General features: G+C 69.0%; 15 protein-coding genes. 9 read left to right on the top strand and 6 right to left on the bottom strand.

Features of this window, described 5'->3' with window-relative positions; all coding sequences use genetic code 11:
- Positions 1-107: 107 nt before the first annotated feature.
- The 6 genes from EUA06_RS20045 to EUA06_RS20020 form a co-directional block, all read right to left on the bottom strand.
- The gene (locus EUA06_RS20045; protein WP_129479108.1) at positions 108-2,585 is read right to left on the bottom strand and encodes a heavy metal translocating P-type ATPase; all 2,478 of its coding nucleotides are present in this window, start codon (positions 2,583-2,585) and stop codon (positions 108-110) included.
- A complete protein-coding gene (locus tag EUA06_RS20040; protein WP_129479106.1) occupies positions 2,582-4,927 on the bottom strand; it encodes a heavy metal translocating P-type ATPase in 2,346 nt (781 codons plus the stop codon). The genes EUA06_RS20045 and EUA06_RS20040 overlap by 4 nt, the downstream gene beginning before the upstream one ends.
- A gap of 50 nt (positions 4,928-4,977) precedes the next feature.
- Positions 4,978-5,193, bottom strand: coding sequence for a heavy-metal-associated domain-containing protein (locus EUA06_RS20035; protein WP_129479104.1), 216 nt, complete (start codon positions 5,191-5,193; stop codon positions 4,978-4,980).
- A gap of 191 nt (positions 5,194-5,384) precedes the next feature.
- A complete protein-coding gene (locus EUA06_RS20030; protein WP_129479102.1) occupies positions 5,385-5,669 on the bottom strand; it encodes a metal-sensitive transcriptional regulator in 285 nt (94 codons plus the stop codon).
- A 316-nt stretch (positions 5,670-5,985) separates the two neighbouring features.
- Entirely contained in the window at positions 5,986-7,110 is a 1,125-nt protein-coding gene (locus EUA06_RS20025) for a sensor histidine kinase (protein WP_242498269.1), read from the bottom strand.
- The gene (locus EUA06_RS20020) at positions 7,107-7,874 is read right to left on the bottom strand and encodes a response regulator (protein WP_479724677.1); all 768 of its coding nucleotides are present in this window, start codon (positions 7,872-7,874) and stop codon (positions 7,107-7,109) included. The genes EUA06_RS20025 and EUA06_RS20020 overlap by 4 nt, the downstream gene beginning before the upstream one ends.
- Before the next feature lie 152 nt (positions 7,875-8,026).
- Between EUA06_RS20020 and EUA06_RS20015 the strand changes: the two genes are divergently transcribed.
- The 9 genes from EUA06_RS20015 (at position 8,027) to EUA06_RS19975 (ending at position 14,469) form a co-directional block, all read left to right on the top strand.
- Complete coding sequence (locus EUA06_RS20015) at positions 8,027-8,272, top strand: SHOCT domain-containing protein (RefSeq protein WP_129479100.1); 246 nt, start codon at positions 8,027-8,029, stop codon at positions 8,270-8,272.
- Between the two features lie 64 nt (positions 8,273-8,336).
- Complete coding sequence (locus tag EUA06_RS20010) at positions 8,337-9,881, top strand: multicopper oxidase family protein (RefSeq protein WP_129479098.1); 1,545 nt, start codon at positions 8,337-8,339, stop codon at positions 9,879-9,881.
- A gap of 125 nt (positions 9,882-10,006) precedes the next feature.
- Positions 10,007-10,342, top strand: a complete 336-nt coding sequence (locus tag EUA06_RS20005; protein ID WP_207208460.1) for a hypothetical protein — start codon at positions 10,007-10,009, stop codon at positions 10,340-10,342.
- A gap of 212 nt (positions 10,343-10,554) precedes the next feature.
- Complete coding sequence (locus tag EUA06_RS20000; RefSeq protein WP_129479096.1) at positions 10,555-11,187, top strand: ATP/GTP-binding protein; 633 nt, start codon at positions 10,555-10,557, stop codon at positions 11,185-11,187.
- 169 nt (positions 11,188-11,356) lie between these two features.
- Entirely contained in the window at positions 11,357-11,602 is a 246-nt protein-coding gene (locus EUA06_RS19995; protein ID WP_129479094.1) for a YgaP family membrane protein, read from the top strand.
- A complete protein-coding gene (locus EUA06_RS19990; protein ID WP_129479092.1) occupies positions 11,599-11,880 on the top strand; it encodes a hypothetical protein in 282 nt (93 codons plus the stop codon). Before EUA06_RS19995 ends, EUA06_RS19990 begins: the two co-directional genes overlap by 4 nt.
- Before the next feature lie 173 nt (positions 11,881-12,053).
- Entirely contained in the window at positions 12,054-12,719 is a 666-nt protein-coding gene (locus tag EUA06_RS19985) for an ATP-binding cassette domain-containing protein (RefSeq protein WP_242498268.1), read from the top strand.
- Positions 12,716-14,242: an ABC transporter permease gene (locus tag EUA06_RS19980; protein ID WP_129479088.1), complete on the top strand. Its 1,527-nt coding sequence runs from the start codon at positions 12,716-12,718 to the stop codon at positions 14,240-14,242. The genes EUA06_RS19985 and EUA06_RS19980 overlap by 4 nt, the downstream gene beginning before the upstream one ends.
- Before the next feature lie 20 nt (positions 14,243-14,262).
- The gene (locus EUA06_RS19975) at positions 14,263-14,469 is read left to right on the top strand and encodes a hypothetical protein (RefSeq protein ID WP_129479087.1); all 207 of its coding nucleotides are present in this window, start codon (positions 14,263-14,265) and stop codon (positions 14,467-14,469) included.
- The last annotated feature ends 630 nt before the right edge of the window (positions 14,470-15,099 follow it).

Raw genomic sequence — 15,099 nt, 5'->3', positions numbered from 1 at the left:
GGGCCAGTTCTCACCTGGCGGTATGCGAGCCGAGTTGCCGGGCTGCTGCGTCTCCCACCTCGCGACGCTGCTGCCACGGAGGCAGACGACGGTGCCAGTTCGCCGACCTAGTGCGTTGGCTGCAGGTGCTCAGCCTGGACCGGTTCGGGACGGGAGGGCTGCGCCGGTAGGGGCAGCCTCTTCAGCATCAAAGCGTTGACGGCCACCAAGAAGCTCGATCCAGACATCGACAGGGCAGCGATCTCGGGCCGCAGCACCAGCCCGAACGCAGGCTCGAAGACCCCGGCCGCGATCGGCAACGCAATGGCGTTGTAGCCCACCGCCCATCCGAGGTTCTGCCGCATCTTGCGCAATGTGCCCCGTCCGATCGTCAGTGCCACCGGCACGTCCAGCGGGTCGGACCGCATGAGGACGACATCGGCGGCCTCGATGGCGACGTCGGTGCCGGCGCCGACGGCGATGCCGACGTCGGCCTGCACCAGTGACGGAGAGTCGTTGACGCCGTCGCCGACCATCGCGACGACGCGCCCTTCGCCCTGCAGTCGCTGGACGTGACGGGCCTTGTCCTCGGGTAGCACCTCGGCAATCACAGTGTCGATCCCGAGCTCCTCGGCGATCCGCTCGGCGGTCGCCTGGTTGTCGCCGGTGAGCATGACCACCCGGATTCCGGCCTCGTGCAAGGCGGTGATGGCCGCGGCCGAGGTCTCGCGGACCGCGTCGGCCATCCCGATCACCCCGGCGACGATCCCGTCGACTGCGACGAACACCGCCGTGCGCCCGCCGGAAGCGATTTCGTCGCGCCGCGCTCCGAGGTCCCCGACCGCGATGCCCTCAGATTCCATCAGGCGTCGGTTGCCGATCGCGACCTGGTGTCCGTCGACCTCGGCGAGCGCTCCGATGCCGGTGACGTTGCGGAAGCCGGTGGCGCGCAGCCGCGGTACGTCCGTCGCGTCGACGTGGCGTACGACGGCCTGGGCGAGCGGGTGTTCGGACTCACGCTCGACCGCCCCTGCGAGCGCCAGCAAACGGTCGCGGTCGATGTGGCCGACCACCACGTCGGTGACCTCTGGCTCACCCTTGGTCAGGGTGCCGGTCTTGTCCATCACGACGGTGTCGATCCGGGCTGAGGTCTCGATCGCGGTGGCGTTCTTGAACAGGATGCCCCGCTTCGCACCCAGTCCGGAGCCAACCATGATCGCGGTCGGCGTGGCGAGGCCGAGGGCATCTGGGCAGGTGATGACGACGACGGTGATCGCGAACAGCAGCGCGGTCTGCACGCTCGCGCCCGCAGCCAACCAGACCAGGAATGTCCCGACCCCGCCGACCAAGGCCACCAGGACGAGCCAGAACGCCGCCTTGTCCGCCAGTCGCTGTCCCGGCGCCTTGGAGTTCTGCGCCTGCTGCACCAGCGCGACGATCTGCGCCAGGGCCGTGTCCGCGCCGACCTTGGTGGCACGGACCCGGAGAGTCCCGGTGGTGTTGACGGTGGCGCCGATGACAGGGTCGCCCGGCCCCTTGGGCACCGGGAGGCTCTCTCCGGTGACCATCGCCTCGTCGACGTCGGAGTCGCCTTCCTCGACTACCCCGTCGGCTGCGATCTTGGCGCCGGGCCGCACCAGAAGCAGGTCGCCGACGACGACATCCGCCGTGGAGATCTCGACCGGCTGGCCCTCGCGGATGACGAGGGCTTGGGGTGGTGCCAGGTCCAAGAGGGTTCGGATCGCGTCGTTGGCCCCACCGCGGGCGCGCATCTCGAACCAGTGGCCGAGCAGCACGAACGCGGTCAGCACGGTGGCCGCCTCGTAGAACACCTCGCCGCCACCGGTCAGGGTGATCCCGAGCGAGTAAAACCACCCTGCTCCGACGGCCACCGCGACGAGCACCATCATGTCCAGCGTGCGGGCGCGCAGGGCCCGCCAGGCTCCGTCGAAGAAGATCCAGGCGGAGTAGAACACCACTGGTAGTGACAGAAGCAGACTGAACACGTCGTCGCGGAGACCGAACGGTGCGACGGTGTCGAAGCCGAGCACCTCCCGCCCGATCGGGGACCACAGCAGGATGGGGACTGAGAGCAGAGCGGCGACGAGGAACCGGTTGCGCATGTCGCGGACCATGTCGGCCATCGACATGGACCCGTGGCCGCCGTGGCCCATCGCGTCGTGCGGCGACGAGACGGGCGAAGCAGGGCCGGTGGGGCCGCTGGGCTTGTCATGGTCGGCATGAGGGTCGTGATCGCCATGCGCGACCTGCTGAGCATGGTCGACGTGGTGGTCGTGACCTGGTTCGAGCATCGGGTCGCACACGTGGCTGGGAACAGACTGCCCCACGCAGTGGAAGCCGCACTCCCGGATCCAGTCCCGCAGCTCGCTGATGCTGGTTTGTTTCGGATCGTAGGTGACGGTGGCGGTCTGGGCGACCGGGTTGACGTCGGCGGTGAGCACTCCCGGCTGGCGTGACAGCACGGCCTCGGCGACGTTCTTGCTGGTCGCCCACTGAACCCCGGACACCTCGAGTACGGCCGTCGCCCCGCCGTCACGCCGCGCGTCGTGGTCGTGATGACTGGTGGGCTGTTGGTGCCTGGTCATCGTCGTGCCTCCACTTTGGGAAGTTGGGTCTTGGTCGAGTCGTGATCGAGGTGCGGCGCCTCGGTCGATTGCGTGGAGACGGCCTGGAACCGGCGCAGCCGCAGGCTGTTGGACACCACGAACACCGAGGAGAAAGCCATCGCGGCGCCGGCGATCAGCGGGTTGAGCAGACCGAGGGCTGCCAAGGGCAGTGCCGCGACGTTGTAGGCGAAGGCCCAGAACAGGTTCCCCTTGATGGTCCGCAGGGTGCGACGGGACAGCCGGATCGCGTCGACAGCGGCGCGCAGGTCGCCGCGGACGAGGGTGAGGTCCGAGGCCTCGATGGCGACGTCGGTGCCGGTGCCCATGGCGATGCCGAGGTCCGCGGTGGCGAGCGCGGCGGCGTCGTTCACGCCGTCGCCAACCATCGCAACCGTGCGGCCCTCACGTTGCAGGCGCTCGACCACGGCCACCTTGTCGGCCGGAAGCACCTCAGCGATGACTTCGTCGATGCCCACTTCTGCGGCTACCGCCCGGGCTGCTCGTTCGTTGTCACCGGTCAACAGCACCGGCCGCAGTCCGAGCTCCTTGAGCTCGGTCACGGCCAGCGCGCTGGTGGGCTTGATGGCGTCGGAGACGACCAGCACGCCGCGGGCTGCGCCGTCCCAGCCTGCGGCGATCACGGTTCGGCCTTCCTGCTCGGCAGCATCGACCACCCGTGCGAGGTGCGGGTCGAGGGGTTGGCTCCATTCCTGGGCAAGCCAGCCGGGCCGGCCTGCCACCACCGCGTAGCCGTCAACGACCCCAGCGACGCCGAGGCCCTGGGACGAGGTGAATCCCTCGACTTCGGGCAGCTGCGTGTCGAGTCGTTGGCTGGCGCCGGTGGCGATGGCTTGACCGATCGGGTGTTCTGATGCGTTCTCGAGGGCCCCGACGAGCCGGAGCAGGTCGGCGCCGTCGACGTCGTCGGCGGGGACGGCCTCGACGAGTTCCATCCGTCCGGTCGTCACGGTGCCGGTCTTGTCCAGGACGATGGTGTCGACCACCCGCGTGGACTCGAGCACCTCGGGGCCCTTGATGAGCACGCCGAGCTGGGCGCCGCGGCCGGTGCCGACGAGCAGCGCGGTGGGTGTGGCCAGCCCGAGGGCGCAGGGGCAGGCGATGATCAGGACCGCCACTGCGGCGGTGAACGCCGCGGTGACGCTGTGGCCGGTCAGCAGCCAACCGGCGAGCGTGGCCAGGGAGAGAGCGATCACGATGGGAACGAAGATCGCCGACACCCGGTCTGCGAGGCGCTGAACCTGCGCCTTGCCGTTCTGGGCGTCCTCGACCAGCCGTGCCATCTGGGCGAGCTGGGTGTCGGCTCCGACTCGGGTGGCCCGGACGACCAGGCGTCCGCCGGCGTTCACGGTTGCGCCCACGACGGCGTCACCGGTGCCCACCTCGACGGGGACCGGTTCTCCGGTGAGCATGGAGGCGTCGACGGCCGACGTGCCGTCCTCGACGACTCCGTCGGTGGCGACCTTCTCACCGGGGCGGACGAGGAATCGGTCCCCGACCGCGAGCTGGCTCACCGGCACGCGCACCTCTGTGCCGTCGCGGAGGACGGCCACGTCCTTGGCGCCCATGTCTAGCAGGGCGCGGAGCGCCGCCCCGGACTGTCGCTTGGCGCGGGCCTCGAAGTAGCGGCCGGCGATGATGAAGGTGGTGACCGCCGCCGCCACCTCGAGGTAGATGTGAACATCCGCCTCGCCGTCGGGGAAGAGGTCGAACGGCATGCGCATCCCGGTCATCCCCGCGTGGGTGAAGAGCAGTGCCCACAGCGACCACAGCCAGGCGGCGGACACTCCGACGGAGATGAGGGTGTCCATTGTGGCTGCGCCGTGGCGGGCGTTGGTCACGGCAGCGCGGTGAAACGGCCAAGCTCCCCAGATCACGACGGGTGAGGCCAGGGTCAGGGAGATCCACTGCCAGTTGTCGAACTGCAGCGCAGGGATCATTGACATGGCCAGGACCGGCGCAGTGAGCACGGCCGACACGATCAGGCGCTGGCGCCAGCTCGCGGCCTCGCGGTCCCGGTCGTCGGACTCGGTGTCGGCCGTGGTGTCTTCATCGCCGGCGGCCGGGCTCGGCGCGGTCGCGCTGTATCCGGTGGCCTCCACCACGGTGACGAGGTCGGCGGGGGTGAGGTGGGGCGGGTAGCTGACCTTGGCCTTCTCGGTGGCGTAGTTGACCGTGGCCGAAACGCCGTCGAGCTTGTTCAGCTTCTTCTCGATCCGCGTGGCGCAGGAGGCACAGGTCATCCCGCCGATTGCGAGCTCAACGTCGTTGAGGCCACCGGGCGTGCTGGTCTGCAGTGTCATGATTGTTGCCTCCTGCGGGGGATCGTGGTTCGAGGTGAAGGCCGGGATCCTCAGGCGAGCTGGTAGTCGCCGGCCTCGTCGAGGGCGGCGGACACCTGCGATTCCTCGAGGGGTTCGGCGCTGGTGACCGTGACGGACGAGGTGCCGCCCGCAACGAGGTCCACGGTGACGTCGCTGACCCCACCCAGGCTCTTGAGCTCGCTGGTGACGGCGCTGGCGCAGTGGCCGCAGGTCATGCCCGTGACGGCGTAGGTGTTGGTGGTCATCGCGTTCCCCTTCGTAGCGGCGGTAGCGGCTGAATCAGTGTGGGTCCCAGTGGAACTTCCGGTCTGGGTGTTGGCTCCGCAGCCGCATCCTCCGCAGCCGCACCCACCGCCGTTTGCGGCGGTGTCGAACAACGGGAGATCGCGGTTGGTGTCGGTCGTGGGCATTGGTGCTCCTTCGTTGGGCGGGTCGATCATGAGCGCACGAGTCGTCGGATCGCTGCCGAGGCCTCGTTGAGCTTCTGCTGGGTCTCGGCGGGGTTGGTGGCGTCCGTCAGGCAGTGCTCGAGGTGCTGGTCGAGGAGAAGCAGTGCGACGCCTTCGAGGGCCTTCGTCGCGGCCGAGACCTGGGTGAGGATGTCGATGCAGTACTGCTCCTCGTCCACCAGGCGCTGCAGGCCGCGGATCTGGCCCTCGATGCGGCGCAGCCTCGTCAGGACTGCCTGCTTCTCGGTGATGTAACCCGGTTCGACAGCCATCGCGGAATCCTCTGCTTGTGCCTGGTTGGGGGCGTCTGCCTGAGGTTCGACCATACCCCCCCGGGGTAGTGATGCAAGGGCGTCGGACAGACCTTCATCGAACCTTCATCGAGGTCGGTTCCCGGCCTTTAGGGTCAGGTGCGGAGCTTGCTTGCGGCCTGCTCGAGTGCCGGCGTGGGTGATGACATGGCTTCCCCCAAGGCGCGCCGGTTCGACACCGTCCAGCGTCGGTGGGGTCCTCGGTGAAAAGGGGCGAGTTTGTGTGAAGGTTCGCTGAAGATGCGCGGCCGGTGGTCCCGGGGTCCGGGTCGGAGGACTACCGGAGGCCGGGGAGCCGCACGGTGAACGTGGCACCGAGTCCGGGCCCGGCGCTGGTCACCGAGATCCCACCGCCATGCGCCTCGACGATTGCCCGGGCAATGGCCAGCCCGATGCCCGAGCCGCCTTGGCCACGGTCGCGGGCGGTGTCGGCACGATAGAACCGATCGAACAGGTGCGGCAGGTGCTCCTTCGCCACCCCTTGACCAGTGTCGGCGACGCGATACTCCACCCAATGGTCGACCCTGCGGCAGGCCAGGGTCACGGTCCCACCCGCCGGAGTGTGACGCAGGGCGTTGTCGAGAAGGTTGCCGAGCACCTGTCCGAACCGGTCTACGTCGACGCGGACCGGGCCGGCATCGGCGAGCTCGGTGAGCAGGTGCACCCCCTTGGCGGCGTACCGGTCCCGGGCGACGTTGACGGCCGCGGCAGCCACGTCGGCAGCGGCCAACGGTCGCAGCGTGACGTCGAGTCCCTCCTCCGCCCGCGAGACCGCTGTCATGTCCTCGGCCAGGCGGCGCAGGCGGCCTGTCGACCCGCGGATGATGCTCAGGGTGTCGTCGTCCAGGGCTCGGACGCCGTCCTCGACGGCCTCGAGGTGGGCGTCGATCGTGGCCAGTGGCGTGCGCATCTCGTGGGCCAGGTCGGCCAGCATGCTGCGCCTGGTCGACTCAGTCGCTTCGAGCCTCGCTGCCAGCCGGTTGTAGGTCAGTGCGAGCGAGGCGAACTCGTCGCCCAGGCCCGGGTCGGGCACCCGGGCGTCGTACCGGCCGGCGGCGATCTCTGACGCTGCCACGGCCACGTTGCCGATCGAGCGCTCCACCCGGCGGCTGAAGTACCACGAGACCGCCAACGCCGCGAGGACCGAGGCGAGCAGCGCGAGCGAGACCGAGAGGACCAGCGCCGAGCCGAAGGCCTCCTTCACGTGACGGGTCTCCTCGACGGTGTGGGTGTCACCAGCTTGCTGCAGGTGGTCGCTGAAGATGCCGGGTCCGACGACCGAGGCGACCAGCCAGGTGGTCAAGGCCCCAGCCACCAGCACCAGGGCCTGGGCGACCAGGAGCCGCGCGGCGAACCGCGGCCGGGCACGGGCCATGTCCGGCGGCAGTGCGGGGCTGGTCACTGCCCTGTGCCCATTCGGTAGCCGACGCCGCGGACCGTCCGGATGAACCGGGCATGGGTCGCGTCGTCGGACAGCTTGCGGCGCAGGTGACCAACGTGGACGTCGACCAGGTGCTCGTCACCGACCCACGTGGGCCCCCAGACGGCGTCGATGAGCTGGCGGCGGCTGAATGCCATCCGCGGGCGCTCGGACAGGGCGGCGAGGAGGTCGAACTCGGTGCGTGTCAGCGCCAGTGGTTCCCCGTCGAGCCACACGTCGCGTCCCAGCGGGTCGATGATCAGCGCGCCAAAGGTGCGGGCGCCTTCAAGAGCATCGGACGAGGTTCCCAGTGGACGGGGCCTGCGGAGCATGGCCTGGATCCGGGCCATCAGGATCCGGGGGCTGAACGGCTTGGTCAGGTAGTCGTCGGCTCCCACCGAGAGACCGATGAGTGTGTCGATCTCCTCGCTGCGGGCTGTCAGCATCACCACGTAGGCATCGGAGAAGGTGCGCAGCTGCCGACAGACCTCCACGCCGTCCAGTCGGGGCAGGCCCAGGTCCAGCACCACCACGTCCGGGTCGAGGGCGCGGGCGGCCTCCACCGCCTCGAGCCCGTCGTGGACTACAGCCACCTCGAAGCCGTCACGCTCGAGATAACTGCCGATGAGTCCGGCCAGCTGAGTCTCGTCCTCGACCACCATCGCCCGAAGACCGGTTCGAGGGCGGCCACCCGCGGTCCCCGCTTCCGGTGAGCCGCCCTTCTCGTCCATGACGTCCTCGCTCATACCCGCCATGGTGGCAGTCCGCTGCCCCGCAGCCGTAGGTCGGCACCGGTGAGGGCAGGTTCTTCAGCGAACCTTCACATGAACGCCATCGAGACCCAGTGGTGCCCGGGCGATCGTGGGAGTCACCAAGCTACGCGAAGGAGCTGAGGACGATGATGGGCTGGTATCACGACGGCATGGGCTGGGGCGGCTGGGTCGTCATGACCGTGGCCATGGTTGCGTTCTGGGGGCTGGTGGTCTTTGCCGTCCTTGCCCTCTTCCGCACCCAGCGCTCCGGTGAGTCCGCCCCGGACCGGCGCGACCCGATGCAGATCCTCGACGAGCGGTTTGCCCGAGGCGAGATCGACGAGGACGAGTACCACGCCCGCAGCAGTGTGCTGCGTGGCTCGGTGCACTAACACGCTCGTCCCCTTCCCGCCTTGCACACCTCGCCCTCGCAGAAGACGACTCAGGAGCCCCACTTTGTCTGAGATCACCCGTCGCGCCGTCCTCCGCGGAGCCGCCGGACTCGCAGGTGTGACCGCCCTCGGAGGCCTCGCCTCCTGCAGCCGGACCACAGGCACGGCCGTCGGCCCCGTCGCCGACGCGGTAGCCGCGGCGGAGGCGGCACGCCGGAAGCCCAGAGGTCGGCTCGTCACCGCCCGACTCACCCCCCAGCCGTTGACCCTGGACCTGGGGGGCCGGACCGTGAGCACGTGGGCCTACGGCGACACCGCACCTGGGCCGCTGCTCCGCGCCACCGCCGGTGACGTGCTCCGCGTCGATGTCGACAACCAGCTCCCCGCCGCCACGAGCGTGCACTGGCACGGCCTGGCGCTGCGCAACGACATGGACGGCGTACCGGGCATGACGCAGGACCCGATCGCTTCGGGAGGGACCTTCAGGTACGAGTTCACCGCCCCTCACCCGGGCACCTATTTCTACCACCCGCACTCCGGGGTTCAGCTGGACCGTGGCCTGTACGGCGTCCTGGTGGTCGACGACCCGGACGAGTCGGGACGGTACGACGCCGAGTGGATCGTCGTACTGGACGACTGGGTCGACGGGACCGGTCGCACTCCGGACCAGGTCCTCGCCGAACTACAGCAAGCCGGCGGCGATGACTCCATGGGCAACATGCATGACATGGGCGGCATAGGCGGCATGGAGGGGATGGACCACGGCTCGATAGGCGGGTCGATGGGTGGGATGGAGGCCATGCAGTCACCGGTGCTGGGTGGTGCCGGGGACATCGCCTACCCGCACTATCTCCTCAACGGCAAGACTCCCGCGGATCCGGCCACGCTGTCGGCGAAGCCGGGTCAACGCGTTCGGATCCGCTTCGTCAACGCCGGCTCGGACACGGCGTTCCGGATCGCCGTCGGTGGGCACCGCATGACCGTCACGCACAGCGACGGCTTCCCCGTCGTGCCGGTGCCCACCGACGCGCTGCTGATCGGGATGGGCGAGCGCTTCGACGCCACCGTCACCCTCGGCGACGGCGTGTTCCCACTGGTCGCCTCGGCCGAGGGCAAACAGGGTCAGGCGATGGCCGTGATCCGCACCGGCGCCGGTCGCCCACCCACTGCCGACGTCAAGGTCCGCGAACTGTCGGGCAAGGTACTGCTCGGGACCGCCGTGTCGGTGGCCGAGTCGGTCCGCCTGGACCCACGACCGGCCGACCGAGCCCACGACCTGGTCCTGGGCGGCACCATGACGCCCTACCGATGGACCATCAACGGCAAGACGTTCCCCGACGCCGACCCGTTGCGGTTGAGCCAGGGTGAGCGGGTGCGGCTGCGGTTCGTCAACCGGTCGATGATGTTCCACCCCATGCATGTGCACGGCCACACCTTCGCCCTGACGAACGGCGGGGCCCGCAAGGACACCGTCATCGTGCGCCCGATGGCGACCCTCGACGTCGACCTCGAAGCCGACAACCCAGGCCAGTGGGCAACCCACTGCCACAACATCTACCACGCCGAGACCGGCATGATGACCACGCTTTCCTACCAGGCACAGGAGTGACGATGTCCGACCCTCATGCCACGGGCGGGGAGGTAGCGAACGGCCGTCTCGACGAGCCCAGGGCCGACCACGCAGCCGATGAGGATCCCCAGCGTCGGGGGGCCCTGGCCACCGTCTGGAGTGCGGTGACCGCTGTGGTCGGTGGCATCATGGGCCTGCTGCCCCACTTGCTGCACCACGTCGGGATCCTCGGCGGAGCGGTGCTGGTGACCGGCGCGACCGGCAACGTGCTGTTCGCCGTTTTGGGCCTGGTCTTCTCCCTACCGCTGCTCCGGCGCCTCTACCGTCGCTTCGGCTCTTGGAAGGCACCCGCCATCGCGCTGGGCGTGTTCGCGCTGATGTTCTCGCTCTCGGCCTTCGTCATCGGCCCCGCCATCAGCGACGACGACCCGAACCCAGACCGGGACCGCACCCCCGTGCAGACCCCAGACCCTGACGAACACGAGGGCCATCACGACTGACAACCCGTCCGCGATTAGGCCAAGGTCCATGGCAGACCGTTCCGATGAGCCACGTCGTGGACTACCTCCAACGACATCTGCACAACCACTGGGACGTGCTGCGCCAGCGCATATCCACGACGAGGGACTCGCCGTCCTGGCGCTGATGGAGAACTGGGGGCTCGGCCACTTCGCCGCAGACCGATCTCCCGGCCCGTGAGGAGGCGCGGCACATGGCCGAGTGTGAGTGCAACCAACTACATACGCCTCGCCGCGTGGTCCTCACCGGCGGGCCGGGAGCAGGCAAAACGGCCGTCCTGGAGCTGGTACGCCGTTCGCTGTGCCGACACGTCAGGATCCTGCCGGAGTCCGCAGGTGTCGTGTTCGGTGGCGGGTTCCCGCGCGACGAAGACACGGAGTGCCGGCGCGCCGCCCAACGGGCGATCTTCCATGTCCAGAAGGAGCTGGAGGCCACCGGAGATGCGCACCGCCCGGCAATCGTCCTGTGCGACCGCGGCTCGGTCGACGGGATCGCGTACTGGCCAGGACCACCGGATGACTTCTGGACCTCCACGGCCACCACGATGGACGCCGAGCTGGGGCGGTACGACGCCGTGCTGCACCTGCGTACGCCCACGGCCGACCAGGGCTACAACCACCAGAACCCGCTGCGGACCGAGTCAGCGCTGCTTGCGGCCGATGTCGACGCCCGCATCCTCGAGGCCTGGAAACGGCACCCCCGTCGCCACGTCATCCAACCCACCGGCGACTTCATCGAGAAGGCGACTCAAACCCTCGACCTGCTGCGAGAAGAGCTGCCTGCCTGCTGCGCCGGCCACCTGGCCATCACCACTCGCGCACGATGACTCCGGCGCTGTGAAGGTCCGCCCGACAAGGGCCCCAGCCACGTCCGGCGCACCCCGGCGCGCTTCTTCAGCGAACCTTCACAAGACGGCTGGCGTCACCTTCACCCCCCGGCGAGATCCTCGAAGTGGACCAGGAAATCAACGGTCCCATCACGAGTCGGAGGACGACATGACCACCCGCTGGAGCACCAACATCACGCCCGCCGAACGAGCGGCTCGCATTGTCATCGGCGGCCTCGGCGCCCTGACCGGAATCGTCCTGCTCACTGGAGCCACCTCGGCCTTGGCCGTGGTTCTCGAACTCGTGCTCGTGGTGGCCGGCCTCGACCTGGTCGTCACCGGAGCGCTCGGGCACTGTCCCCTCTACGCCCGGCTCGGCCACGTGCCGGCCTCCCTGAAGGAGAAGACATCATGACAAGCCCGACAACAGGCCCCGACCGCCCGCTGTGGAACCCGCCCCCAGGTGGGACACCGGAGGCCGAGCGCACCCCCGCGAGCCCCCACAGCAGTCATGGCGCACACGGCGGCCACCGGTGGATGATGATGATCTGCTGCATCCCGATGGTGGCGATCGTGATCGTCCTGCTCGCCACCGGAGCGGCGGGGTCCGGCGCTCTGTTGTGGGCCTTGGGCTGCGTGGCCATGATGGCCGCGATGATGTTCATGATGCCCGGCGGCCACGACCACAAGTAAGCACTCAACCGCGGGCCCCGGTCTCGGCGGATGGCCCGTTCGAGGAAGTGATCCTCATGCAAGGTCCGTCTCACACCGAGGAAACGGCGCCGGTCACCGAACGGGTTCTGCAGACCGGGACAACCAACGACCCGCGACCCGGACCGTCCTCAGCAGCGACCCTGGATTCCCGTGTGGTCGCAGCCGACCAGGACGCGAGTCGCGACGCGGCAGTCCTCGCCGCGGGCGGGATCGATAAGTCCTACCGACGCAACCTGTGGTCACCGCGAAGCCGGGTCCGGGTGCTGACCGGAGCAGAGATCACCCTCAAGCAGGGCGAGGTCGTGGGCCTGGTCGGCGAGAACGGGTCTGGGAAGTCGACGCTGATGAGGATCCTGGTCGGCGACCTACGGGCCGACACCGGCACGGTCACCAGGAGCGGCAAGGTCGGCTACTGCCCCCAGGAGCCGCTGGTCTACCCGCGGCTGACCTGCGACGAGCACTTCGAGCTGTTCGGCCGCGCCTACAGCATGGCCCCGGAGCAGGAGCGGAAGAGCCGGGCGTCGATCTACGACTCGCTGGGCTTCGAGCGCTTCGCGGCAACCCGGGCGGACCAGCTATCCGGCGGCACCCTGGCCAAGCTCAACCTGGGCCTGGCGCTGCTGCCCGATCCGGCGCTGCTGCTGCTCGACGAGCCGTACGCCGGGTTCGACTGGGACACCTACCTGAAGTTCTGGACCCTGGTGGACGAGCGTCGCGCCGCCGGCCGGACGGTACTGATCGTCAGCCACTTCGTCGTTGACGAGGCACGCTTCGACCGCATCGTGGAGATCCGCGAGGGCAGGACGTGGGCACGATGACCACCCCCGCGCTGCTAGTTCGACGCTTCCTGGCCGACTACACCAGGAACGGTCCGAACCTGGTCCTGCTCGCCGTCATACCCGTGGTCTTCGTCGTGGTCGCTGCCCCGGCTTTGGCCGACGCCGCCCGGCTGCTGGGTGGCACCGGTGGTGGTCCCGCTCTGGAGACCGTCACCGCAGGATGGGCGGCCGCCTTCCTGACCGGGGTCGCGATGTACTTCCAGATCTCCTCCGCGCGCACCACCGACCGTCGGCTCACGTTGGCCGGGCTGTCGCGCGTCCGGCTCGCGGGTGCACGGCTGACGGCCGGCGCTGTGCTGGCCCTGATGGCCACCCTGGTCTCGGTACTCGCCCTCACATTCCGGGGAGAGGTCGACGACCCGTGGCGGGTGACTGCTGGCACAGCCATGTTCGCGGTGGTCTACCTCGGTCTCGGAGCCGTCGTGGGCGCCCTGGTCCCGAACGCGGTCAACGGCACCGTGATCCTGATGTTCATCTGGATCCTCGACGTCTTCTTCGGCCCCACCCTCAGCGGCTCCGAGTCCCCCGCACTGCGGTTGCTGCCCACCCACTTCATCTCGCTGTGGACCGTGGCCCTCCCTTCCGGGCACGGCGGACCGGACGAGCTCGCCCTGTCACTGGGTTGGGTGCTCGCCTCCTTGGCGCTCGCCCTGTGGGTCATCACCCGCATCACGACCACCGGGCGCACACGCCGCGCCGGCCGCACGGGACCGGTCAGTCAACTGCTCACGGGCCTGCGCATGGGATGGCGCGACTGGAGGCGCACCCCGGTGCTGTGGCTCCTGCTCGCGCTCGTCCCGGCGGTCTTCATCCTGCTGTCCGACGCGATCACCCCCCACGGGCACACGCCTGTCGTCCTGCGCGAGGCCGGTGCCAAGGTCACGACCATGGTGGACCCCGCAGAGATCCACGCCGGAACCATGGCACCAGTGGCCGTCGCCTCGCTGGCCGCCCTCGTCGGCATCTTCATCGTCCTCGACGCCCGAGCCGCCGACCGTCGCCTCACCCTCGCCGGACAACGCCCAGCAGTGCTGCTGACCACCCGCCTGACCATGGTTCTCGCCGCCGCCGCCGTCGCCACCGCGGTCTCGCTCGCGGTCACCGCCACCGTGTTCGACGCCAGCAACTGGGGCGTCTACATCGGCGGCAACGCGCTGCTCGCCGTCACCTACGCCCTGATCGGCGTCCTCCTCGGCCCGATCTTCGGCCGGGTCAGTGGCACCTTCATGGCCTTCCTTATCCCGTTCCTCGACCTGGCCATCGGGCAGAGCCCAATGCTGCGCGGCGAACCCGCGCCATGGGCGACCTGGCTTCCCGGATATGGCGGAACCAGGGTCATGATCGACGGCGCACTGACCGGCGGCTTCGATGAATCCGCGTCCCTGGCAATCGGACTAGGGTGGATCGCACTTCTCCTTCTGGCGTCAACCGTGCTCCTGCGCGGCATCGCCGGCTCCCCTGTCCTCAAACGACCGAGCAAGGCGCACTCTGCGCACGCATGAACAGATCGAGGAGATACGCAATGTTCAATCAGATGATCCGGCTTGCTGCCATCGGCACTGGCCTGGCGGCTGCAGTGCTGACGGTGGGCGCGGCGACACCAGCCACGGCGGCGGGTGACTTCGGCGACCACGTCAGCACCTGCGCCCAAACCATGGGCTTCAGCGCCGACCACAACCCCGGAATGCACCAGGGACGCCACGGTTGGGACCACACCCACATCTGCTGATCTGAGTCGGCAGCAACCGGTTCACGGCCGCCTGAAGCGCCCCAGGTTCTCTGCCACTGGGTCATCTCCCACGACGGCTGTGCAGGCGCCGGTTGCTGTGCCGGTCGCGACGCAGCCGGCGGTGTCTTTGCTCGGCGTCGACCATCAACGCGTGTCGTAGGCATCGGCAACCACCCCGTACGAGGGCCGGATGCGCTGGACAGCGAGATGGTCGGTGAACGTGATGGGAGGTGGATTGCGACCGCGCGAACACGCTTCCGCGTGGGTGATCAGCTCACCGCACGGCCGGTTGCGCTCGCGGCCGCAACGCCGTCTGCAGTGACTCGTCGACCAAGCTCGACGGCCTTGGTCGGTGCCGCGTTCCGAGCGACGATCGAAGGCTGCGAGCATGAACGCGGTGTAGACGAACCCGGCCCGAGGTGCGGACATAGGCGAAGTCCATGACCTAGGTCCGGTTCGGTCGTTTGGACGCAAGCCCGGGGCGGCCTACGCGCACAGGCCTCCTGCCCCGCGGCCGAGGGCGGGTGATGTTCCTCGTGAAGCATGCCACGGCTGTCGACGACGGGTGAAAACTGACCCTTGATCGACGGGTGAAAACGGACCCCCCTGCTCGATCCTGTAGAGGGTGAT

The sequence above is a fragment of the Nocardioides glacieisoli genome (assembly GCF_004137245.1).
Lineage (GTDB): Bacteria > Actinomycetota > Actinomycetes > Propionibacteriales > Nocardioidaceae > Nocardioides > Nocardioides glacieisoli.
Note: the sequence above shows the minus strand (reverse complement) of the source record. Positions and strands in the feature narration are given on the sequence as shown.